Here is a 22127-nt window from a genome sequence, read left to right as displayed (position 1 = left end):
GAAGTTCCCGTTTAGGCCTTTCTGGCAAAGTTTTCAGCAAAGGTATATAGCAGGCGTGTGCCGGTACCCGTGCCGCCTTCTTTGGGGATATAAGGGGTTTTGACATAACGTGCGATTTCTTCTTCCATCACAGCGGTTCCTGCAATATCCAAATGCAACCAAGCCCGGTCGGGATCAATAAATTCTTTCAAAAACATCGCCGCCGTAATCGTTCCCGCAGAACGCCCGCCCACACTTTCAATATCTGCCACATCTGAAATCAGCTGCGAACGATACTCTTCATAGAGCGGCAAGCGCCAGACGCGTTCTCCGGTATACTCTCCTGCCTTGAAAAGGTCAGTATAGAGTGTGTCATCATTGCTCAAAACCGCCGAAACGGTTCTGCCCAGCGCGACTATCGCGGCTCCGGTCAAGGTCGCGATATCAATCAAAACATCGGGTTGGTGGTATTTTTGAATATAGGTCAGGGCATCACAGAGCAGAAGTCGGCCTTCGGCATCGGTATTGAGCATTTCAATCGTCTTGCCTGACATCGAAGTGAGAATATCAGAAGGTTTATAGGCTCTGCCATTGATCAGATTTTCGGCCAAAGGCATGACCGCCACCAGATTCAGCGCCAATTTTTCATGGGCAATCGCCCGAACGGCTCCCAAGGTCGCAGCAGCACCCGCCATATCGCCGTGCATGCGCAGCATCGAAGGAGAGGGTTTGATATCATAGCCGCCAGAATCAAAGGTTACGCCTTTGCCGACCAGGCCCAGGGTCTTGCCGCCTGGATTGCCCTGATAACGCATGACAACCATACGTGGAGGTTCTTCAGAACCACGGGCCACAGCCAGAAAAGCACCCATGCCTTCACGCTCCAGCTCTTCGGGCCCCAGAATCTGAATTTCAAGCCCTTCGGCCTCAGCCACTTCCTGCGCATATTCAGCAAAGCGCACAGGGGTTAGATAATTGGCGGGCTCATTGACCAAATCGCGCACAAAATTGGTGCTTTCAGCCAGGTTTTTACCTTTTTCAGCCCCCACACGCAGAGCTTCAATCTGTGCGCCTTCACTCGCGATAATTTTGATCTTCTTTAATTTTTTCTCTGAATTTTTCTTTTGAGTTTTGTATTTATCAAAACGGTACATGCCCATCAAGACGCCCTCAATCAAAGCCGAAGCACAGTCATGGGGGGAAACTGCATATTCTGAAAAATCATGAATGGCAATTTCAGAGACCCGGATCCGGCGGGCATAGCGGGCTGAATTGGCAGCAATCGAACGAACTCTGTCAATTGAAAAGTCTTTTTGCTGGCCCAAGCCCATTACCAAAAGCCGTTTGGGGCCTGGCCCATCCAGATGCAGAATCGTAAACTCGCGGTACTTCCCTTGAATTTCTTTGCTTTCAATCATGCGGCTGAGCTTGCCGTTCAATTTCTGATCCAGTTCACTCAAATACCCCAAATTGCGCAGGGTATCCTGGAAAATCGTCAGAACCAAAATTTCGGTTTCAGCTTCATGCAAAGCTTTTGATACAATTTGAACTTCCACTGTTATACTTTCCTTCTTTCAGCAGAGACCTGAGCACAGACCCCTGACTGTTTCATTCATTCGGAGCAGGCATCATTGAGGGATTTTCAGCAGGGCTGACCAGCCCCTGTAAATCGATCAGGTTGTTTTTAAAAATTCGGGCAGCATCATCCAAAAGCACGAAAATCGCGGGATCGGCAATCGAATAATAGACACTGTTGCCTTTTTTGCGGTTTTTGACCAGGTGTTTGGCCCTTAAAATAGCAAGATGCTGAGACACACCCGCCTGTTCAATCTGAATCGAAGCCGCCAGATCATTGACGCTTTTCTCGCCTGTGCGCATTTCGATTCTCGATCTTTTGCGCACAGGATTGGCCAAAGCTTTGAAAAATTCGGCTTTAAAAATGCGCATTTGCGTGATGGTCATAGGAAACTCCTAAATCAAGAACATGGCTTAAGTATATTAGAAGATTCGAATATTCGAAAGAGTTTACAAATTAAAGACCTCAATAATACCCCTCCTACAGCCCCATTGCCCCCGGCCCCCAAGCAGACTAAACTGAAACAGCATTGCGGGAAGGGGCTCTCAGCGTGTATAGCCGAGATTTTCAAGCGCGAATCAGGCCTTTGGCTCGGGCTTACGCTTAATTCCTCGCACAGCCTCGGCCTGAAGCGGATCCTCGGGCCAGTAATGCTTGGGATAACGGCCCTTGAGTTCTTTTTTAACCTCAGGATAGGTCTCCCGCCAGAAACTGGCAAGATCACGCGTGACCTGCACTGGGCGGCGGGCCGGTGAAAGCAGATGAATTAATAGAGGCGCCCTGCCACCTAAAATTTTGGGGGTATCCAGCATACCAAAAAGCTCCTGCAAGCGCGCAGCCAAGACAGGCTCTTCTCCAGAGTAATCCAGCCGGATACGCGAACCACTGGGTACAGGCCAATGACTGGGAGCCCAGGAATCCAAAAGCGCGAGCTTTTCATAGCCCAAATAGTATTCCAAAGCCTGCTGCAAAAGCGCTGGGGTAATCGCCTCCAGGCGTTTCAAGCCCGTGAGAAAAGGCAAAAGCCAATCCTTCAAAGCAGACTTCAGTGCATCATCGCTCAGATCTGGCCAGTCCTGAGGTTGGTGGCGATGCAAAAAAGCCACCCGCTCGCGCAGTTCCAACTGGTTCTCGCTCCAAGGCAGTTTGGCGATTCCCTTTTGACGCACGCCTTCCAACAAAGCCAAAGCCAAGGTATCGGCATCGGGGTTCTGAATCCGCTCTTTTTTAAGCACCAAGGCCCCATAGCGGGTGACCCGCCAAGCCTGAACTGAACCTGTCTGCTGATTAAAACTGACTTCCAGGCCGGTTTCCGTTTGAGCTTCACTTAAAAGCTCAAGCTGTTCGGGGCTGAGGGCCGCCGCCAGAAAGATTTTGGCTTCGCGCGGATGACCATCGAGCTGGGCAATCGCCAGCAGGGGTTCACGGGCCAGAAAATCACCTTCAGGTAAAACAGCCCCCCGACCGTTGGCCAGACGATAACGTGCGCTTTCGCCCCGTCTTTGTGCCAGACGCTCGGGATAAGCCAGACCAATCAGCAGTCCCAGTTCTTCAATCGGGTGAAATGCTGGCTTGAGCCCCAATTTTTCACCCACCTGGGCTGCAGCTTTTTGAATCGCCTCCTGACGGCCTGCCCGCCCCCGGCTCAAGGCTTGCAAACGGGAGCCCAAATCTGCATCACGACTGGCTGCCCCCTTGAAAATATCGCGTTCTGAGAGCAGAGCGGCCAGGGTACAGGCCAAACCGCCTAAATTCTGTTCACGGGCTTTCAGCACCATATGCCCCAAACGGGGGTGCAGGGGCAGACCAACAAGCGCTTTGCCATGGGAGGTCATCAGGCCTTTGGCATCCAGTGCCCCCAAGGCCTGAAGCAGACTTTGGGCCTGTTCCCAAGGCACAGACGGTGGGGGATCCAGCCAGGCCAGTTGAAAGGGATCCGAACAGCCCCACTGCGCCAGTTCCAACACCAAGGGAGCCAAATCGGCACTGAGAATTTCAGGTTCAATCTCGGGCAAGAGACGTGCTGTATCCGATTCCTGCCAAAGCCGAATACAAAAACCGGGTTCCAGTCGCCCTGCCCGGCCCTGGCGCTGAAGGGCTGATGCCCGTGAAATCCGACGGGTGGTTAAACGGGTCATGCCACTGATGGGATCAAAGACAGGCGTGCGCTCTTGGCCCAGATCGATCACGCCCCGAATGCCTTCAATCGTCAGACTGGTCTCAGCAATATTGGTCGCCAGTACGATTTTTCGCTGCCCAGCAGGAGCGGGTTGAATCGCACGGTCCTGCTCTATAGGCGCTAAATCACCATAGAGCGGTGTCACCTGGCAGTTGGCAGGCAAATCACCCAAACGTTCAGCCAGGCGTCGGATTTCGCCTGAACCCGGCAAAAAAACCAGAAGACTTCCCGCTTCTTCACGCAGGGCCTGACGTATCACCCCAGCAGCATGGGCCAGCTCATCGCCTCCCAAAGGGGGGGGAGCATAGCGCAAACTGACAGGATGGGTCACACCCCCGGCCCGCAAAACGGGCACATCGCCCAAAAGACCCGCCAAACGCTCGGGCAGGGTGGCCGACATAATCAAAAGACGCAAGTCCTCCCGCAGCACCTGCTGGCTCTCACGGCAGAGAGCAAGGCCCAAGTCGGCCTGCAAGCTGCGCTCGTGAAACTCATCAAAGATCACCAGCCCAACCCCCTCTAAAGCGGGGTCGGATTGGAGCATGCGGGTCAAAACCCCCTCGGTGACGACTTCAATCCGGGTCTGGGCGCTGACCCGGGTTTCCATGCGTACACGGTAGCCCACACTTTGCCCCACCTGCTCAGATCTTTGCTGGGCCATATAACGGGCAGCAGATTTGGCAGCCAAGCGGCGCGGTTCGAGCATCAGAATTTTCTGCCCAGCCAACCAGGGCGCGTTTAAAAGCGCGGGGGGTACTGTGGTGGTTTTGCCGGTTCCAGGAGGGGCTTCAAGAATCACACAGAGAGAAGTTTCCAATTGCAAGCCCAGTTCAGGTAAAAGTGCATTCAAATTCATATTTCGATATCTTTCATGGCCTCACGGGCAAAGGCATGCGAGGCCAGCGCCGAAGAACTGAGCGCCACGTCAATACCAAAATGCTCGCGCATATGTTCGGCAAAATCGCGCTCATAAATCCGCACCACAATCCGAATCGCAGGGTTGAGGGCACGGGCATTGAGGGCAATTTCAATATTGACCAAATCCTGATGGGTTGCACAAATCAAAGTGCGCGCCCTTTTCACCCCAGCCCGAATCAGGGTTTCTTCAAGTGTGGCATCGGCAATCAAGAGCGGATAATGCAAATCGCGAATCCGCTGGTTGAAACGGCCTTCTGAATTGTGCTCTACCACCACAGTTTCGGCCTGGGTCAAACGCAGACATTCGACCAAACGCACCCCCACATCCCCAGCCCCACAGACAATCACATGGCCCGAAGCTTTGACCTGCCGCCGTCCCATCAGGGCATCCAGGCGCAGGCTGAAGAGTTTATCCGTGAGCAGGGCATAGAGAATCGCAAAAAGACTGGCCCCTGCCAGCATCAGCGACATGCCCGCCAGTTTGGCAGAAAAGGGGTAATCACGCAGACTGTAATCCCCATAGCCCGTGGTGGTCAGGGTAGTGACCACAAAATAGAGGGCATCCCCCAGGGGCATGCCATGACGCAGGGAAAAAAACAGGGTGCCACTCGCAATCACGCCCAGCAAACCCACCAGAACGGCCCAAAAAAGAAGATCCGGTTTGTGACGCACAGCAGCAGCCCCCATCGAGGCCAGGCTTTGGGGAGCCGGAAAATCTTCAACCTGAATACAAAGAGTCTTTTCACTGCTGTCTGCACCCACACGGGCCATCAGATGCTCCTGATCGTGCCAGGCCTCCTGAACATGATCGACAAAGGCCGCAGCGACAAAATAGGGGGCGGCCAATTCAGAAACACTCAAGACACGCACATGGGGAAAACGACTTTCAATCTCCTGACCCAAAGCCAGATTAAACAGACGGGTGACAATCCGCATCTGGGGGTAACGGGCATTGAGCATCATGGTGGTATGCAGATTAAACTGTTCGTTGTCACTGGCCACCACAGCCCGCTCACAATTGCGTAAATCCTCAGGCAATTCAGCGGGATGCAAATGCGGTCGGGGTGAAAGCTCAACCCCTGCGGGCAGGGTGGGCACCTGGTGCAATTCCGACTGGTTGACCAAAAACTGAACGCGTTGTCCTTGTTCGGCCAAACGGCAGACCGTATGAAAAGCCGCATGCGAAAAGCCAATCACCGCAATCGGAGCTGTTTCAGGGGTTATTTCTTGAAGGGAATGGTCTTGGTTAATTTGACGGTCCATTGGCTGGCCAGCGCATCATGACTGCCGGTGCCGCCCCCCACGGTCGAATAACGGGCATAATTCAGATAGGAAAAGGCATGGCCCACTTCAAGGCCCAAACGCCCTGCTTTGGGGCCCAGTTCATAGCGCAGGGCATTTTCAAGCTCAAAGCCATAACCGGCAACCCCCAGGGGAGAAGTCGTCTGCTCAAATTCCCCTTGGGGATTGAGCAAAGCCGTTCGGGTGGTGCTGGTTTGCAGGCTGGGGCCGGCCTTGGTAATAAAAGAGAAACGGTGGTTGGCTGGGGCGGGAAGGTCGAAACTGCGGGTGCCCAGCAGCGAAATTTCCATATTGCCAAAGGTCTGCTCATGCTGACGCAGATAGGTATTGAGCGGGGCATCGGTGTTGACTTCTTCGCCGTTCATCTGGCCTTCAAAATGCACCACCTGATCATAGCCTGCCGCCGTGATTTTATTGTGCTTGAGGTCGAGTTCCAAGCCGAACTTATTCTCAAAGCCCAGATTCACGCCCAGATTAAACTGGGGCTCATCGGGGGCAAAACGCTGACCTTTTTTGATTTGCAGATATTCAAAGCTGGTGCGCTCTTTCTGCTCCAGACCGGTGATGGTGAGATCGGTGCCTGTGCCCGGATTCTGAATCTGCATCGGCCCAGTGTGCAGGATATCATTTTTGACAATATACCCCGCATTGACATGCATCGAGGTAATTTTCCAAGGGTTCTTGCTGTGTTGGGGTTCAGAAGCTTTCAACCCCAGCTTGGGTCCAGCGGTTTCCACCAGTGAAAGGGTGGGCATTTTCTGGGCCGATTGCGCCAACGGGCGGGTCTGAAGCGTATCAGGCACAGAAGCAGGAGCCTGCGTTTGCTCAGCAGCCAACAAAGCCTGTTTTACAGCGGGCTTGGGGGCAGCGGGCACAGGAAAAGAACCAGGTTGGAGAGGATTGTTTGAAGCGATCATGTTTTCAGTATAATGGCTTCGGCACAGAAAGTAAATTCGCCTGAATTGAACCAGAAATACAGACATTCTCAGACCCAAAGACAAGAAATTCTGTCAGAATGCTACAATTCTGTTCAGGCCCGTGGAACTTCAGGGGGACTTCCGCAACTCGCTTTGTAACGACCACTGTCTGTCTCCTTGTGCATTTGTCCCGGGCCTATTCAATGAGAGTGGAGAGTAGGGCATGGCGCAATATACGGCCCAGGTCGAAGCAGCAGATATTCTGCTCTTTCTCAGTGCCTGTCTGAGCGGAACCAGCCAAAATGTATACTATTCCAGCGCCAGCGCACAAAAAGCAGCGCTTGATTTTCTGCATGTGTATATCTGCGCCAATTATCGCGATCTCTACGCCTCGGCCCTGGCCCAGGAAATCAACCACCACAACCAACAACGCATTATTCACATGCTTTTGGCTCACCCCACACCGAATCGCGCCCAACAAGCGTTTGAACAGGCTCAAATTCAGCGGGCCCTGCGCAAAATGCCCGTACATCGGGTGTATAAGCTCTTTGCCGGCTTGGCCGAAGCCCGCGTCAACAATCGCCGCAGCCGTGCCACGCTCAAAGCCTGGCTGGCCTGGCGGAATAACTGGGTTTTTGACTGCGTAAAATACCGCCGTCTGCTGCGGATCATCAGCCGCCACTGGCACCTGCCGCTGCCTGCCGAAGAACATATTTTTTTACAGGATCGCCACTGGCAATTGAAAAAGTTTGAGACCCCCCTGCTCGAAAACTTTCGCCAGGCCCATTACAGCGCACAGGCTCTGAGTCTGTTGCCCCTGACAGTCGCCGAAGGGCTTGCTCCCCGCTTTAATCTCAGCCGGGCCCAACTGCTCGAACGCCTGGCTCCCCAAATGACGGCCCAGGAAAAACTGCGCCTGCAGACCCAGGCCCACCAAGAAAAGCTCAAGCTGGAGCTGAACCCTGAAAAACTCAGTTTGACCCGCCTGCTGGCATATATTCTCTCGCTGCCCCTGCATGAGCGCAAGGCCCGTCTGTCAGAATTAGAAAGCCTCGTGGATCGCTGTCGGCAACGCTTTATCCCCAGTTGGCTGCGTCTGCCCAAACTGGCATTGGTTCTCGACAACAGTCAATCCAGTCGGGGCAGTCGGGAATCCTGGCTGCGCCCCCTGATTGCCGGGCTGAGTGCCCATTATCTGCTCGCAGGCTTGAGCGAAAACTACCGCCTGTTTTGGATTCACCCCCCCGAGCACCCACTCCTGGTTGAAGCCAAAGGTCAGACATCTCTGGCTTCTCCCCTGTTGGAGGCCTTGGCCTGGCAACCCCAAGAAGTAGTGCTGATCTCGGATGGGGCCGAAAATGACCCGGCAGGCGGAGTTCACTGGTTGCTCACCCAGCTCAGCCAAGCCCCATGGGCAGGCAAACGGCCCTTTATGCTGCATTTTAACCCCACACTGAACCCCGAAGATTTTGGCCCCTCAGCGCTCAGCCCGGAACTGCCCATGCTGGGCCTGCACAGCGGGGAGCAGATCGCCCTGCTCTGGATCATGGGACGTTTTGCCACGGGGCAAATTTCGCTTGCCGATTTTAAAATCTACCTCAGGAGGGCCGCCCATGCCACAGTGGAATCAGACACAACTGGCGCAACACTTTAATCTCAGTGGTATTTCCTGCGCACCTGGGCAAATTTGGAACGGTATCCGGCTTGTGCCCCTCTTGCGTGAAAAGCCGATTGAGGATTTACGCCTGTTTCGAGAGCGCAACAGCGCGGATCTGAGTGTGGTCGAGGTAGACGATGATCTCAATTATTTCTCCTATATCCCCCACAGTTACGTGCTGCACTGGCGCCCCGACGGCGTTCCCGATTGCGTAAGTGGCACACAGATCCGCAAAAAAAATCAGGATGGCAAGCGCTGGAAACATGCACCTGTCGCGCAATTTGAACGCATGGCGAAAAAACGGGGCACCCGCCAATTGCGTTTTTTGCCCCAGCACCTGGGCATCGAAAGCTATCTTCACCAGTTTTTCAATGTCCCCAAAATCGACTGGCGCGACACTTACAGCCGTTCAGCCATTTCCAAAGGCCTCTTGCCCCGCAGCACCTGGATGCTGAGTGGCTGGGGAATCGACGGTTTTCGCGATGCCCTGCGGCTGTTTGAACGCTACCCCCAGCAAATTGGCATGATGCTTTTCGTGGGAGACCTGCTGGCCGCGATTCAGGTTTGCCCTTCAGCCCAGGATTACCAGGCCTTGCACAGCAGTTTTTTAGAGGATCTCTATGGCGAGATCTTCTGGTACTATAGCCGCTTCCCTGGCAAACTCCCCGAATTGCAGGCCGAAGGTGACAGCCAGGCCCAGAGCTTTGAAGATCTGCGGGTTGAACTTCAAAGCTTGCGAGGCGAGATCAGCGCATTTCAAACCTGGATGGCCAACGGACTGCTGGAAACACCCATTCGCAGCCAAGAGGTTCAGGGAGTAGGCCCCTATCATCTCCACCGTTTTATCTCAGAGCTGAGCCCCCCCTTTGGCGATCAGACCCATTTGGGGGAGTTTATCTGTGACAGCCAGGGCCGTTTGGCCTATCTCAAAACCTGCAGGCTTTCGCGGCAGCAGAGCGAGCAGGCCTGGCTACTCGAACAATTGGATGCCCAGCTCTGGCATTTGGAAAAAACTGCCAAAGCGCTGAATATTTCTCACGATCAGTTGGTTTTAAAAATGGAGAAACTGGGTTTGGGCAAGCTTTTAAAGCCCCAGGTACTGGATCAGGTTCACAAACGCGAACGCGAAAAAAAATAAAAAGGTCTACAAGATGTCAAAGAAAGTTGTTTTGATTACCGGAGCCTCCTCAGGCATGGGCAAAGTCACCGCCCTGCACCTGCTGCAGGCAGGCTATACCGTCTATGGCGCAGCCCGTCGTGTTGAACTGATGCAGGAATTAGAGCAAGCGGGGGGGCATCCGCTCAAAATGGACGTGACCGATGCAGACCAGGTCAAAGCCGCTGTTGAACAGATCATGGCCCAAGAAGGACGGATTGACGTACTGATCAACAATGCGGGCTATGGCAGCTATGGCTCGGTCGAAGAGACCAGCATAGAAGAGGCCAAGCGCCAGTTTGAAGTGAATAATTTTGGCCTTGCCCGTTTGACCCAAGCCGTGATCCCACACATGCGCAAACAGGGCGCAGGTAGAATTATCAATATCTCCTCGATGGGGGGAAAAATCTATTTCCCCCTGGGAGCCTGGTACCACGCCAGCAAACATGCCCTTGAAGGCTGGAGCGATTGCCTGCGGATTGAGTTAAAACCCTTTGGCATTGACGTGGTGATTATTGAACCCGGAGTGATTGCCACAGAATTTGGTGAGGTCATGTCAGAACCCCTGTTGGAGCGCTCAGGCCAGGGGCCCTATGCCAAAATGGCAAAGACCATGGCGAAAATGACACAGGAATCCTATCAAAAGCCCAATGCAGCTTCACCTGCCCACTTGATCGCAGAAACGATTGCCCAGGCCATTCAGGCCAAACGCCCGAAAACGCGCTATGTGGCAGGCAAAATGGCTCGCCCGATGATCCTGCTGCGCAAGATTTTTGGCGACAGAATCTACGATCAGGCCCTGTTCGGCATGCTGAAATAGCAGATCTCAAATCTCAAGATCCTGATTGAGTTTATCTATCAGCTCAATCAGGGTCTGAAACTCTTTCAGTGAAAGCGATTTGAGTTTGCAGAGCATCAGTCCGGGAATTTTTAAAGCGGCCTGTTTCAAAGCCTGCCCCTTGGGCGTGAGACACAGCAGACGCTTGCGGCGGTCATCAGAGGCGGTGCGACTTTTCAGCAACTCTTTTTCCTGCAGCTTGGCCAGAATTTGCGTCAAGGATCCCCCATCAATCAAAGTCAACTCAATCAAACGATTGACCTGGATTTGATCTTTTTGCCAAAGGGCGAGCATGACCAAATATTGCGGATACGTCAGATCCAATTCGCTCAAGAGCGGACGATAGGCCCGTGTCATGGCATTTGAAGCCGTGTACAGGCGGTGACACAATTGATTTTCAAGTTTGAGGCTGTCTTCGTGCATGGCGTTCTCCTTTTTCATTTTAACGCAAATACTTTGCATACAAAATAGTTTATCGTATAATTAGTTTGTACACAAAATAATTTTTAACCCATTTACACAGGAGTTTCAAGATGAGCAATCTGCAAACCATTCCCTTCAAAGACAAACAGGGCGAAGAAAAAACCCTGAAAGATTTTCAGGCCAAGGCCACCCTGGTTGTCAACGTGGCCTCGAAATGTGGATTAACGCCTCAATACACAGGGCTCCAAGCGCTGTATGAAAAATACCATGCCCAAGGGCTTGAAATTATGGGGTTTCCCGCCAATGAATTTCTCGCTCAGGAACCTGGCAGCAATGAAGAAATTCAGAGCTTCTGCAGCCTGAACTATGGTGTGGGCTTTCCCATCCATCAAAAAATCGTGGTTAAGGGCGAAGGCCAACACCCGCTTTACAAAGCCCTGACAGAAGGTCAGCCCGAAGCAATTAAAAATGAAAACGGTCAGTTTGAAACCCTGCTCAGCAGCAAGGGCCTGATCACGGGCGAGCCCCATGAAATTCACTGGAATTTTGAAAAATTCCTGCTCAATGCCGAAGGCCAGATTGTGGCCCGGTTTTTTCCAGATATCACCGCCAAAGACGAGCGGGTAATCAGCCAGATTGAGGCTTTGCTCGCTGCTTAAATCCTGGAGAATCTACCGGACCGCCTTCTGCCCAAGCACTGCTTCCCAGCCAAAGCCCCAGCAGCAGTCCCGCTCTGATGAGGTGTTGATTCATGATCTGGCCGACCGACTAAGCCCATTTTACTGATTTAGGAAGCTTCAGTTCCAAGGCCAACATTTGACGAATCATTTGACCTTCATGCATGGTTTCGTGCTCCAGCAACTGCAAGAGAATCTCCTGCCGTGCTTCACTCCAGTCGTCGACAGCAGCAAGTACCTGATGAAAGGTCTGAGCTGAGCTTTCAAGCTTGGCTTGGATCTTTTCAGGGCTCTCTATCGATTCCAAGGAGCAGTCAAAACCCACCCAAACCCCTGCCTGCAGCGCACGGGTATAGGACTCCCGCGCACCAATCAGACACCAGAAGTGCTCACCCAGAGATTTGTTTTTTTTCACCGGCAGTTTAGCCTTTAAATCCTCTGAGGATAGGCCCCTAATCCAATCATGATAAGAAATAAAACGATTATTGAGATGTTTGATCAGACTCGCTTGCATATTCTCTCTCCCTTTGTCTTCATCAAAACTTACCACGCTACTCCCCTTGCAGGGTCAGCGTCAGGGTACGGCGACCGCCCTGGTCGCGGTGTTCACAGAGATAAATCCCCTGCCAGGTGCCCAGCAAGAAATGTCCATCCCGAATCGGCACCGTCAGCGAAGCCCCCAGCAGGGAAGCCTTGAGATGGGCTGGCATATCATCCGGCCCTTCAAAGACATGTTGGTAATAGGGCGCATTTTCAGGGGCCAAAAGATTGAAATGGCGCTCAAAATCACTGCGCACAGTGGGATCTGCATTTTCATTCAGGGTTAAACTGGCAGAGGTATGCTGAATAAAAAGATGGGCCAGCCCAATCTGAAGCTGGCGCAATGCAGGCAAAGCCGCTTCCACTTCAGGGGTGATCAAATGAAAACCACGGGGATAGGGCCTGAGCTGAAAGGTTTTTTGGAACCAGGGCATCAGGGGCTCGCGGGTCGGCTTTCGCCCTCGACAAAGAGCGGAGGATGCTTGAATTCACGGGCCAAAGCCAGAACTTCTTCACGGGTTTTATAATTGAGCACCGCACAGGATCCGGTCAAGACCAGGCTATCCTCATAGGGCAGCAAGCGGCAGATCGCATAAAAACCCGGCATCATATAGCGCCAGGCTTCCCCATCGTGGACCTCCACCGGACTGTCATCCAGCAAATCACGCAGAAGAAGACGATCGGGCTTGTGGCGCTCAAGAATTTCATAACAGCCCAGGGCCGAGGTCTTAAAGCGTTGGTAAATTTTAAGCTGGCGGGGTTTTAACTGGGCCTGGTAATGCTCAATAAAGCGATCCAGAGGCGTTTTGCGATCAATAAAGGTTTCAAAGATCAGGCTGTCAACAAAGAAAGGCATCAGTTCAATTTCTTCAGGAATTTTGGCACGCTCATAGCGCGCGCTGATCCGACGCAGAAAACGGGCATACCAGGGGTCGTAAATAAACTCCACCAGTTTCTCAAAATAGGCAAGCGGCGTTTCTTCTTCAATTGAAAAAGGTTTTTTTTCAGCCGAACTCATCAGACCAGATTTTCCATAATATATTGCTTGCGCTCCTGGGTATTTTTGCCCATATAAAAGGTCAGCAGGCGGGGAATCTCATGTTTTTCACGTACGCTGACAGGCAACAGGCGCATATCTTTGCCAATAAACTGACCAAATTCCTGCGGTGAAATTTCGCCTAAACCTTTAAATCGGGTAATTTCAGCCCCTTTACCGAGCTTTTTCAGCGCACTCTCTTTTTCCTGCTCAGAATAACAGTAAAGGGTCTGTTTGGGGTTGCGCACGCGGAAAAGCGGGGTTTCGAGAATATAGACATGCCCGCGCAGCACCAGCGCCTCAAAGAAATGGAGAAAAATCGTCAGCAGCAGATTGCGGATATGCATGCCGTCCACATCGGCATCGGTGGCAAGAATAACTTTGTTATAGCGCAAATTATCAACATTGTCTTCAATGCCCAGGGCCTGCACAATATTGTAAAGCTCCTCGTTTTCGTAGAGCAGATTGCGTTTGGCCCCATAGACATTGACGGGTTTTCCCTTGAGTGGAAAAACGGCCTGGGTCATCACGTCACGGCTCATGACAATCGAACCACTGGCCGACTGGCCTTCGGTAATGAAGATCATCGATTCTTCACCCCGAGGCTGCTTGGCGTTGAGATGAAACTTACAATCCTTGAGCTTGGGCACCTTAACTGCGACTTTTTTCGCCTTTTCTTTGACCAGCTTTTTAATGCCTTGCAATTCCTTGCGAATGCGCTCATTCAGACTGACCTTGTCGAGAATAATCTGCGCCACTTCAGGATTTTTATACAGATAGTCTTCAACCTCGCGCTTGACCTCTTGCACGATCCAGGTTTTAACATCGGTATTGCCAAGCTTGTTTTTGGTCTGGGATTCAAAAACCGGGTCTTTGATCTTGATTGCAATCGCACCCGCCAGCCCTTCACGTACGTCATCGGCCTGAAAACTGCGTTTGGCAAACTCATTTACGCCCTTGAGTACGCCCTCTTTAAAGGCCGAGAGATGGGTGCCGCCATCAGAGGTATATTGCCCATTGACAAAAGAAAGATAGTCGTCGCCATAGGCTTGGGTATGGGTCAGGGCAAATTCAATCCGGTGCCCCTTGAAATAGATCGGATCGTAGAGTTTTTCGCTTTCCACCTCATGTTGCAGCAGATCATAAAGGCCCTGATCGGAATAAAAGATTTCACCATTAAAATCAAGGCTCAGACCAGCGTTGAGATAGGCATAATAGGCAAAGCGACGGTTGAGGAACTCCAAATTATAGTGGAAAGGGCCAAAGACCTCGGTATCTGCCACAAACTGAACCAGCGTGCCGTTGCGCTCTTTGCTGGGGCCTTCTTCTTCATGCACGAGTGCACCCTGCTCAAATCGGGCTTCTTTGTAGCGGCCCTCACGGTAGCTGCGCACGGTAAAACTGGCAGAAAGGGCATTCACAGCTTTGGTGCCCACCCCATTCAGCCCAACACTGAACTGAAAGACATCGTCATTGTATTTGGCACCCGTATTGATGGTCGAAACGCAATCCACGACCTTGCCGAGCGGAATCCCACGGCCAAAGTCACGCACAGTGACCAGATCTCCCTCTAAACGAATTTCAACACGGGAACCGTGGCCCATAATAAATTCATCGATGGCGTTATCAACCACCTCTTTGACCAGGACATAAATCCCATCATCGCGGTGATTTCCATTGCCCAAACGCCCGATATACATGCCCGGACGCAGGCGGATATGGTCGAGGGAACTGAGGGTCTTGATTGCGTTTTCATCATAGGCCACGGGGGTGGTTTTCTGGGACATGGCTTTTCCTGTTAAAGTGTTGTGGTGGTATGCTTACCCGATTATACACTGCCCAAGCGCCTCAGCGGGTCAGGTAGCTCCAGGTTAAGCTTGTATATTTATTGTATCATAGAGTATCTTTTTTACCCCCCCTTCTGAGAACAAGACTTATGCCCGCACACGCACAGTCCAAAGATTAAATAAGTAATAATTTTTATTTAAACAAAAATACGCCAAGGCTTAACTCTATCATAAGAATAAATTGCACCCCATGCGCCGATAAAAAACCTATCAGATTCAGGCAAAAAAACCTGATTCCTTCCAATTTATATATTCAAGTGTGCAAAAGAGGAAATTGAACCATGGGAAATTTAAAATTATCTTCTCAAGACTATATGGCCGTTACCCGCGCCATGGATTCCAATCGCAACAACCGCATTGACCGCAATGAAGCGACGATCTCCTACAATGCCCACCGCAATATTGGCAATTCAAATGGGGTTGCCGGCACCCGTGAACTGGCAAACTCCCTGGCAGAGGGCGATGTTTATCTGAACAATATCAACCCCGAAACCGCAGATAAAATTGCAGCTTATTTTTCTAAACGCAATGAAAATTTTGATCGTCCGGTCTCTCAGTGGGTCAGTGACGCTTGGATTTCCAAGGATGATTTGGAACTGCCCTATGACGTCAAAGACCGGATCGATCGCAATGGTGACAACCGCATCAGCACCCGTGAATTTGCAAATGCCTTGTCTTCAGGCTCGCTGACCATTGGTGAAAGCCGCCAGGTAGGCCAAAATCCTTTCCATGAGCCTTCTCATCATGATGCCTATGATCACAATCCTTTTCATGAACCTGCCCCCTATCACAATGATCCCTTCCGTGATCCCGTGCGCCATGAGCCCTACCACAACAGCTACCCCAGCGATGCTGCTGATGCAGCTGCAGGCGCTGTAGTCGGGGGGTTGCTCCTGATTGGTCTGGGTGCCGCCCTCTTGAGCCAGGATAAAGAGTAAATTTTTCAATTCCAAAAGCCCCCGTCTGGGGGCTTTTTTGGTGGGCGTTTAAGCCAACCAGGTTTTCCAGATTTCAGGCTGAAAACCCACGGTTGCTTTGGGGCCCTGGCGCACAATCGGGGTCATGAGGAGCAGGGGATGCTCTAAAAGCTCAGTCTCGATATCATGCACAATATATTTGAGGTTGCGCTTCTGGTACTCTGCGCCCTGGGTATTGATCAGATCCTTTAAAGGCACAGATTTGCGGATACTGTTCAATTCTCCCTTGCTGATTTTCGTCTCTTTGAGATCAATAAACTGAAACTTCTGTCCCCGTTCCTTGAAAAAGCGCTCAGCCTTGCGGGTTTCAGAACATTTGCGCGTGCCAAAAATTTGCAGATTGCTCATGGTGGCTCCTGGCGATTTACTCTTTTTCGATTTTAACAGAGCCCCACGGCTCTGAATCGAAAATCGCAATAAAAAATCGGCACCCATTGCATGAGTGCCGATGGTCTGAAACAGCTTAAATGGTTTCGTGGGGCAAACGCAGCATCTGGCGGAAGCAGAGATAAACACAGGCTTGAAACATGAAGATAAAACCAATCACGCCCAAAACAGGCAAAAACGCACCCGGCTGAAAAAAGGGCTGCAGGGTATCTGTCAGCACCGCGCGGGGATGGTGAAGCAAATCCCAACTGTTCCAGCGCAGAAAACGCCCAAGATAAATACCCACGCCAGCCAGAAACAGGGTCAGACCTGAAAAGCCAACCCCTGCCCAAGCCCCCCAACGCCGGGCAATCGCCTGCTCAAAATCCCAAAGCGAGAGAAAACCCGCCAAAAGCCCACAGAGCGCAAAAGAAAGAATCAGCAAGGCATCAAACCAGACCGGCATATTCATGCGATAGCGCAGATGAATCAGATCGGTAATAATATACGGCGCGTTTGGAAAAAAAGGCAGCCAAAGCGCCAAGCCAGCAACAAGCCAGGGCAGCCCCTGAAAGCGGTTTTCTCCCAGGCGAAAGATCGTACTGACCGCCAGGGGAATCAAGGCCAAAAAGAGATTCCAAACCAAAAATGAAAAATAAGGGGTGCCGGTATAGCGAATTCTAAAAAAAAGCAAAGCCACACTGAAAAGCCCAAGCAAAGAAAAGGGCAGCAACAAACCAGGGCGCAGCTTTTGCGTGATGGTCAGAGATGAGGGTTCAGACATGGGGGCTTCCTCCTGCGATTATCATAGCGATTTTGAGGGGCAAAGCTCAAGCATTGAAATAAAAGTTCACCGCAAACTCAGGAATCTTGCTGAGCGGGCTCAATTTTGCGAATTTTGACCGACACCCCATTGAGGGCGGCATTGCCAGAAAGCGCGTCAATGCTCAAATGCTCGGTTATATCGTTGAGGCTAACCCCGGCATGCTCGCGGGCAATTTTCAATTGGACGCCCTGGCGATCATGTCCCCAGCCATGCGGTAAACTGACCACCCCAGGCATGATCGCATCCGTCACCTCAACCGAAACCTGAAGGGCCCCAGTCGCAGAACAGACCTCGACCCAATCCCCTGAAACAAGCTCCAAATTTGCTGCATTCTGGGCATGCATCAGCAGCGTACAGGGATTTTTTCCCCTTACCAGTCTCAAACTGTTATGCATCCAGGAATTATTGCTTCTTAACTGTCTGCGTCCAATCAACAGAAATTCAGGAGCGGGTCGCTTCAAATCCTGTTTGAGCCGCGAGAGATCAGCAAGATATTCCCGGGGGGCCCAGTTGATTTTTTGATCTGGCGTGCAGAGAATCTCGGGCAAAGCAGGCTGAAGCGCTCCCAAATCCAGTCCATGCGGATGCGCTTTGAGTTTTGCAAGATTCAACCCCTGCGAAAAAGGCAAAAACCAATCCCCATAGCGCCCGAAACGGATCATTGTGTCTACCAGTGCCGCAGGTTTGAGGCCTTTGCCCAAGAACTGCATGGCCTGCGCGAACAGGGAATCCAGGCCTCCTTTTTTGATTTGCAGACGTTGGGCCAATTCAAAAATAATTTCCCAATCGGGTTTGGTATTTCCCACCCGCTCAAACAGGGCGGGGGAATACTTCAGGGTATTTCTTACCGAGAGCAGATTAAAAATCAAATCAAAATGATCCTCTTCAAGCGCAAAACTGGCTGGCAGCAAAATATCTGCCTTGCAGGAGGTTTCATTGCAATAGAGATCAATTGAAGCCATAAACTCAAGCTGCTCCAAAGCTTTTTCCAGACGCCCCCCATTGGGGCTTGATAAAACAGGGTTCCCCGCCAGGGTCAAAAGCCCCCGAATCTGAGCTTGACCCGGTGTCTCCATCTCGTCAGCCAAGGTGGAAACAGGAAACTCCCCCCCAAATTCAGGCAGGTGGCGCACGCGGGAAAAATAGCGGCCAAAGCTGCCTGCTTTTCCTAAACGTTTGGAAACACCCACCAAATCGGCAGCCGGTGAAGTAAACATCAAACCACCCGCCCGGTCAAAATTCCCTGTCATGCCATTCAAGACATAGCTGAGCCAAACCACAAGAGCCCCAAAGGCCTGGGTGCAGGCCCCAAAGCGAACATAACAGACAGCAGAGCGGGCCGCGCAGAAATCCCGTGCCAAGGTTTTTATGTCTTCAGCAGAAATCCCCGTCACCCCAGCCACAGCCTCGGGGGGAAAATCAGCTACCCAGCCCGGCATTTCACCTCCCCCGAACAGGGAAGTGGCATGGGGAGACTCTTTTTTGACGAGATTTTCGGCAAAAAGAGTATGGAGCATGGCCAAGAGCAGAAACGCATCCCGCCCAGGCGAAATAAACAGATGCTGATCGGCAATTTGACTGGTTTCTGTTCGCCGGGGATCAATCACAACCAGTTTGCCGCCGCGTGCTTTCAAGGCTTTGAAACGTTTACGAATATTGGGTGCGGTCATGATACTGCCATTTGAAGCCAGGGGATTGCCCCCAATATTCAGAAAAAAATCTGTGCGATCCAGATCGGGCACCGGCATGAGCAGCTGGTGGCCAAACATCAAGAACCCCGCCAGCATATGCGGGAGCTGGTCGACAGAGGTCGCCGAGTATTTGTTGCGGGTTTTGAGGGCTTCATGCAAGGCGCTGAGATACAAAACCCCACCAAAATTGTGAGCCATCGGATTTCCCATATAAATCGCAACAGAATCGGGACCATAGCGTTCTTGAAGCTGAGAGAGTTTTGTAGCCACCGTATCCAAAGCCTCATCCCAACTGATCTCAACCCAGGCCCCCTTGATTTTCTTCTGGGGGGCGCGCACACGATCCGAATCGGTATGAATATCCTGGATAGCCACCGCCTTGGGGCAAAGATGTCCCTGACTGAAGGGATCCGCCTGATCTCCGCGAATGGAGAGTACCCGCTCGCCTTCATATTCAATTTCAAGACCGCACATCGCCTCACAGAGATGGCAATTTCGATAATGCAGATTTTTCACCCAGCCCCCCCTTTCCACTCTCCTGCCCCGAAAGCACTCCTCAAAGCTTTGCACAGCATAACGTAAGCGTCAAAGAATTGCCCAATTGCACAGTCTCGATTAGAATAGCAAGAGCAAATCAACCTGAAAAGAGCAAGCACATGCCCACCGATAAAGCCTGGCTCGAAACCCTGCTCAAACAGTTGGACCTTCAAGCAGAACTCTCAGCCAAAGCCATGTTTGGGGAATACGCCCTTTATGCCCAAGCGAAAATTGTGGCCCTGCTTGCCGACAACCAGCTTTTCGTCAAGCCCACAGAAGCAGGCCGCGCCTTTATTCAAACCCCGATTGAACGTTCACCCTACCCCGGTGCCAAACCCTGTTTTCTGATTCAAGAGCCACTCAAAGATCCGGCTTGGCTCAGACAACTGATTCAGATCACAACCCAAGAACTGCCTGCCCCCAAACCCAAGAAACCAACTCAGCGCAAAACCAAGTCATGAAAGGCGATTATTCCATTTACGATCCTCTCTACGCTGAAACCATTGCCACAGGGCAAGCTGGCTGGGGAGGCGCACAACGTCTGGCAAAGGAATATCTTTGGCTCGAACGCCTTTTCAGCCATTCCCAGGTTCCCCAAACGGGGCGGGTACTTGAATTGGGCTGTGGCGAAGGCCATTTCAGCCGTTTGTTGAGCCAAAGAGGCTATCAGGTGCATGGGGTAGATGTCTCGGCGCGTGCAATTGAATGGGCCCAAGCCAAAGCCTTGGCGGAAGGTTTCAAGATTGAGTATTCTGTCGCAGATCTCTCGCAAGCAGGGGTTTTGCCCGAGCAAAGCTATGATTTGATTGTCGATGGCAATTGTCTGCACTGTATCATTGACGAGGATCGCGCTGTTTTTCTGGCAAATGTTTTGCAGGCCCTGAAACCGCACTGCCTCTTTTTTGTCAGCAGTTTGTGCCATTGCGGCGATACAGAGAAAGAAATCCAGATGCGGGCAGGCCATCCCTATCGCCAGATCGTCTCCAAGACAGCCCTTGAGAACGAGTTGCTCAGCGCTGGATTTGAAGTCCTCTCCAGCCGGGAAGTTCCTTCTGAACCCGCCTCACACTGTACGCTTCACGCCCTCAAACCCAGCCCTCAAAAGCCATGACCAAGAGCAAGCAGAACACGCAGCCCCGTATCCGCCTGAGAAAATTCACAGCCAAGGATGATCTCAAACTTTTTCAGATGAGCCAGGAAAAATCACTGCTTGAATTTCTACCCGCATTCAATTTCAGCAACAAATCAATCAGAAATTGTATTATCAAATTAGAATCTGGATATTCTAAATACAAACTGATTCAAGCATCAAAACAAACCCTTGTGCAATTGAGCTTTTAATCCAAGCAAACTCAAGTTGGTGGGGCTTCTGCAATGCGACAGAGTGCTTCCCGGTTTTCATCAATCCAGAGCAGGCCCAAGGCAGTCCAACCTGATGAGGTCTTGAGATCGTCAAGCGCCTGCTGAATCGTTTCCTGCCACTCTAAAATCGAGGCAGCATCGGTTAAAATCTCACTCAAATCACAACAGATCCCAGAAAAAAAGAGACGGTAATGCTCCAATGACCATTGCAAGAGCAGCGAGTTTTCAGGGCTGTATTTGATCAATTTGATCAAAATATCTTCAATACAGCCATTGCTGCCCCAAACCTGGTTATTTTGATAACAGATCGCACTTGTCATTTTTGCCAAACCTGCCTTTCAAAGAACAGATCCATCGGGTCAGGCAGAACGATAGCGCCTAGCCTTTTCCATCAATGCGGCCGTACGCTCATAGCTCACAGGGTTTTGCCAGGCTCCGCCCGCTTTAAAATACGAACCAATGATCAAAGCATCCGCAATCGCCAAATAGGCTTCGAGATTGTCGAGTTCAACGCCAGAGCCTACCATGACAGGCAATTGTACTGCAGCTTTTACGGCTTCAAGTTCTTTTAAACTGGCCTGTTTGCCCGTGGCCGAACCCGTAATGATCAACCCATCACTGCGAAAAAATTCAGCGGCTTGGGCTGTTTCGACAATATCCACATCCTGGGTCAGGGCATGTGAACTGTGCTTTTTTTTAATATCTGTAAAAACCAATATCTGCTGGGCCTCTATCTGTCTGCGGTAACGCAAGAGTTCACCGGCACAGGCATCCATCTGGCCCTCATCAGCAATATGTGAAAAAACAAAACCCTCAGCCCGAATAAAATCCAAACCGGCAGCAGCAGCCACGCCCAACGCGGCCTGATTGGCCCCTGCTAGAATTTGAATCCCACAGGGCAAGGCCGACCTTTTTTTGATTTCGTAGGCAATCACTCCCATCATGGCCACGATTTCAGGCCCCACAGTACGGTTCAGATAGGGCAAATCATGCATATTTTCGATCATCAAAGCATCAATACCTGCCTTGAGATAGGTTTCGGTCTCCTGCAGAGCCGTTTCTAAAATCTGCTCGCGGTTGTTCTGGTAGGCGGGCGTTCCCAACAGGGGCAAAAGATGGATCATGCCAATAATCGGTTTGGGGCTTGAAAAAACAGTTTGAAATCTGCGCATGAAAAACCCTTTCTCAGCAATGCTTCGCATTTAGCATAGCATGTAGAATTCAGGCCGGAAACGCTTGCTCTCCCTGTTCTTAGCTGGGGTTTGAAAAACTTTCTCAAAAGCACGCGCAAGGCAAGCCTTCAGGTACTTGAAATCAGCAGGG

The 22127-nt window shown here is 51.4% G+C and carries 23 protein-coding genes; 8 read left to right on the top strand and 15 right to left on the bottom strand.

Translation table 11 applies throughout. The features are described 5' to 3' along the window. Positions 1–11 precede the first annotated feature (11 nt). From COW20_21270 to COW20_21250, 5 genes are all read right to left on the bottom strand, one after another. On the bottom strand, positions 12–1541 hold the full coding sequence (locus COW20_21270; GenBank protein PIW45230.1) for a leucyl aminopeptidase: 1530 nt from the start codon (positions 1539–1541) through the stop codon (positions 12–14). 46 nt (positions 1542–1587) lie between these two features. Further along, on the bottom strand, positions 1588–1926 hold the full coding sequence (locus COW20_21265) for a transcriptional regulator (protein PIW45262.1): 339 nt from the start codon (positions 1924–1926) through the stop codon (positions 1588–1590). Positions 1927–2133: 207 nt separating this feature from the next. After that, positions 2134–4590 carry an ATP-dependent helicase HrpB gene (gene hrpB, locus COW20_21260; protein PIW45229.1) on the bottom strand — a complete coding sequence of 819 codons (2457 nt, stop codon included), beginning with the start codon at positions 4588–4590 and terminating at the stop codon, positions 2134–2136. Beyond that, complete coding sequence (locus COW20_21255; GenBank protein PIW45228.1) at positions 4587–5915, bottom strand: hypothetical protein; 1329 nt, start codon at positions 5913–5915, stop codon at positions 4587–4589. Before COW20_21255 ends, hrpB begins: the two co-directional genes overlap by 4 nt. After that, entirely contained in the window at positions 5873–6871 is a 999-nt protein-coding gene (locus COW20_21250) for a hypothetical protein (protein ID PIW45227.1), read from the bottom strand. Before COW20_21250 ends, COW20_21255 begins: the two co-directional genes overlap by 43 nt. A 223-nt stretch (positions 6872–7094) precedes the next feature. Here COW20_21250 and COW20_21245 point away from each other — a divergent pair, with 223 nt between their 5' ends. The 3 genes from COW20_21245 to COW20_21235 are packed head-to-tail and all read left to right on the top strand — an operon-like array spanning position 7095 to position 10504. Continuing rightward, positions 7095–8525: a hypothetical protein gene (locus COW20_21245; GenBank protein ID PIW45226.1), complete on the top strand. Its 1431-nt coding sequence runs from the start codon at positions 7095–7097 to the stop codon at positions 8523–8525. After that, entirely contained in the window at positions 8485–9666 is a 1182-nt protein-coding gene (locus COW20_21240) for a hypothetical protein (GenBank protein ID PIW45225.1), read from the top strand. Before COW20_21245 ends, COW20_21240 begins: the two co-directional genes overlap by 41 nt. A gap of 13 nt (positions 9667–9679) precedes the next feature. Further along, positions 9680–10504 (top strand): short-chain dehydrogenase/reductase, encoded by an 825-nt coding sequence (locus COW20_21235; protein ID PIW45224.1) that lies wholly within the window; start codon positions 9680–9682, stop codon positions 10502–10504. Between the two features lie 6 nt (positions 10505–10510). Here COW20_21235 and COW20_21230 read toward each other — a convergent pair whose 3' ends face one another. Continuing rightward, positions 10511–10945, bottom strand: coding sequence for a MarR family transcriptional regulator (locus COW20_21230; protein PIW45223.1), 435 nt, complete (start codon positions 10943–10945; stop codon positions 10511–10513). Positions 10946–11055: 110 nt separating this feature from the next. Here COW20_21230 and COW20_21225 point away from each other — a divergent pair, with 110 nt between their 5' ends. Further along, positions 11056–11604 carry a glutathione peroxidase gene (locus tag COW20_21225; GenBank protein PIW45222.1) on the top strand — a complete coding sequence of 183 codons (549 nt, stop codon included), beginning with the start codon at positions 11056–11058 and terminating at the stop codon, positions 11602–11604. A 109-nt stretch (positions 11605–11713) separates the two neighbouring features. Here the strand turns inward: COW20_21225 and COW20_21220 are convergent, their stop codons facing one another. Genes COW20_21220 through COW20_21205 form a run of 4 tightly spaced genes read right to left on the bottom strand, consistent with a single transcriptional unit; the run spans position 11714 to position 14985 of the window. Next, complete coding sequence (locus COW20_21220) at positions 11714–12172, bottom strand: hypothetical protein (protein ID PIW45221.1); 459 nt, start codon at positions 12170–12172, stop codon at positions 11714–11716. A gap of 1 nt (position 12173) precedes the next feature. Further along, on the bottom strand, positions 12174–12596 hold the full coding sequence (locus COW20_21215; protein PIW45220.1) for a secondary thiamine-phosphate synthase: 423 nt from the start codon (positions 12594–12596) through the stop codon (positions 12174–12176). After that, positions 12596–13180: a hypothetical protein gene (locus COW20_21210; protein ID PIW45219.1), complete on the bottom strand. Its 585-nt coding sequence runs from the start codon at positions 13178–13180 to the stop codon at positions 12596–12598. The genes COW20_21215 and COW20_21210 overlap by 1 nt, the downstream gene beginning before the upstream one ends. After that, positions 13180–14985, bottom strand: coding sequence for a DNA topoisomerase IV (locus COW20_21205; protein PIW45218.1), 1806 nt, complete (start codon positions 14983–14985; stop codon positions 13180–13182). Before COW20_21205 ends, COW20_21210 begins: the two co-directional genes overlap by 1 nt. Positions 14986–15326: 341 nt before the next feature. On the opposite strand from COW20_21205, the gene COW20_21200 reads away from it, so the two are divergent. Further along, positions 15327–15983: a hypothetical protein gene (locus tag COW20_21200; GenBank protein ID PIW45217.1), complete on the top strand. Its 657-nt coding sequence runs from the start codon at positions 15327–15329 to the stop codon at positions 15981–15983. A gap of 48 nt (positions 15984–16031) precedes the next feature. On the opposite strand, the gene COW20_21195 is transcribed toward COW20_21200, so the two are convergent. The 3 genes from COW20_21195 to COW20_21185 all read right to left on the bottom strand — a co-directional run bounded on the left by COW20_21195 (position 16032) and on the right by COW20_21185 (position 19421). Continuing rightward, a complete protein-coding gene (locus COW20_21195; GenBank protein PIW45216.1) occupies positions 16032–16370 on the bottom strand; it encodes an ArsC family transcriptional regulator in 339 nt (112 codons plus the stop codon). Between the two features lie 115 nt (positions 16371–16485). Then, on the bottom strand, positions 16486–17172 hold the full coding sequence (locus tag COW20_21190) for a DUF1361 domain-containing protein (GenBank protein ID PIW45215.1): 687 nt from the start codon (positions 17170–17172) through the stop codon (positions 16486–16488). A 77-nt stretch (positions 17173–17249) separates the two neighbouring features. After that, positions 17250–19421, bottom strand: a complete 2172-nt coding sequence (locus COW20_21185; GenBank protein PIW45261.1) for a dehydrogenase — start codon at positions 19419–19421, stop codon at positions 17250–17252. A gap of 140 nt (positions 19422–19561) precedes the next feature. On the opposite strand from COW20_21185, the gene COW20_21180 reads away from it, so the two are divergent. Genes COW20_21180 through COW20_21170 form a run of 3 tightly spaced genes read left to right on the top strand, consistent with a single transcriptional unit; the run spans position 19562 to position 20783 of the window. Beyond that, complete coding sequence (locus COW20_21180) at positions 19562–19903, top strand: competence protein TfoX (protein ID PIW45214.1); 342 nt, start codon at positions 19562–19564, stop codon at positions 19901–19903. Further along, entirely contained in the window at positions 19900–20553 is a 654-nt protein-coding gene (locus COW20_21175) for a class I SAM-dependent methyltransferase (GenBank protein PIW45213.1), read from the top strand. Before COW20_21180 ends, COW20_21175 begins: the two co-directional genes overlap by 4 nt. Next, on the top strand, positions 20550–20783 hold the full coding sequence (locus COW20_21170) for a hypothetical protein (GenBank protein PIW45212.1): 234 nt from the start codon (positions 20550–20552) through the stop codon (positions 20781–20783). Before COW20_21175 ends, COW20_21170 begins: the two co-directional genes overlap by 4 nt. 11 nt (positions 20784–20794) lie before the next feature. On the opposite strand, the gene COW20_21165 is transcribed toward COW20_21170, so the two are convergent. Both COW20_21165 and COW20_21160 read right to left on the bottom strand, forming a co-directional pair. Further along, positions 20795–21124 carry a hypothetical protein gene (locus COW20_21165; protein ID PIW45211.1) on the bottom strand — a complete coding sequence of 110 codons (330 nt, stop codon included), beginning with the start codon at positions 21122–21124 and terminating at the stop codon, positions 20795–20797. A 39-nt stretch (positions 21125–21163) separates the two neighbouring features. Further along, positions 21164–22006 carry a hypothetical protein gene (locus COW20_21160; GenBank protein ID PIW45210.1) on the bottom strand — a complete coding sequence of 281 codons (843 nt, stop codon included), beginning with the start codon at positions 22004–22006 and terminating at the stop codon, positions 21164–21166. Positions 22007–22127 lie beyond the last annotated feature (121 nt).

This window comes from bacterium (Candidatus Blackallbacteria) CG13_big_fil_rev_8_21_14_2_50_49_14 (genome assembly GCA_002783405.1).
Classification (GTDB): domain Bacteria; phylum Cyanobacteriota; class Sericytochromatia; order UBA7694; family UBA7694.
This window is presented reverse-complemented; position numbering and strand designations above follow the sequence as displayed.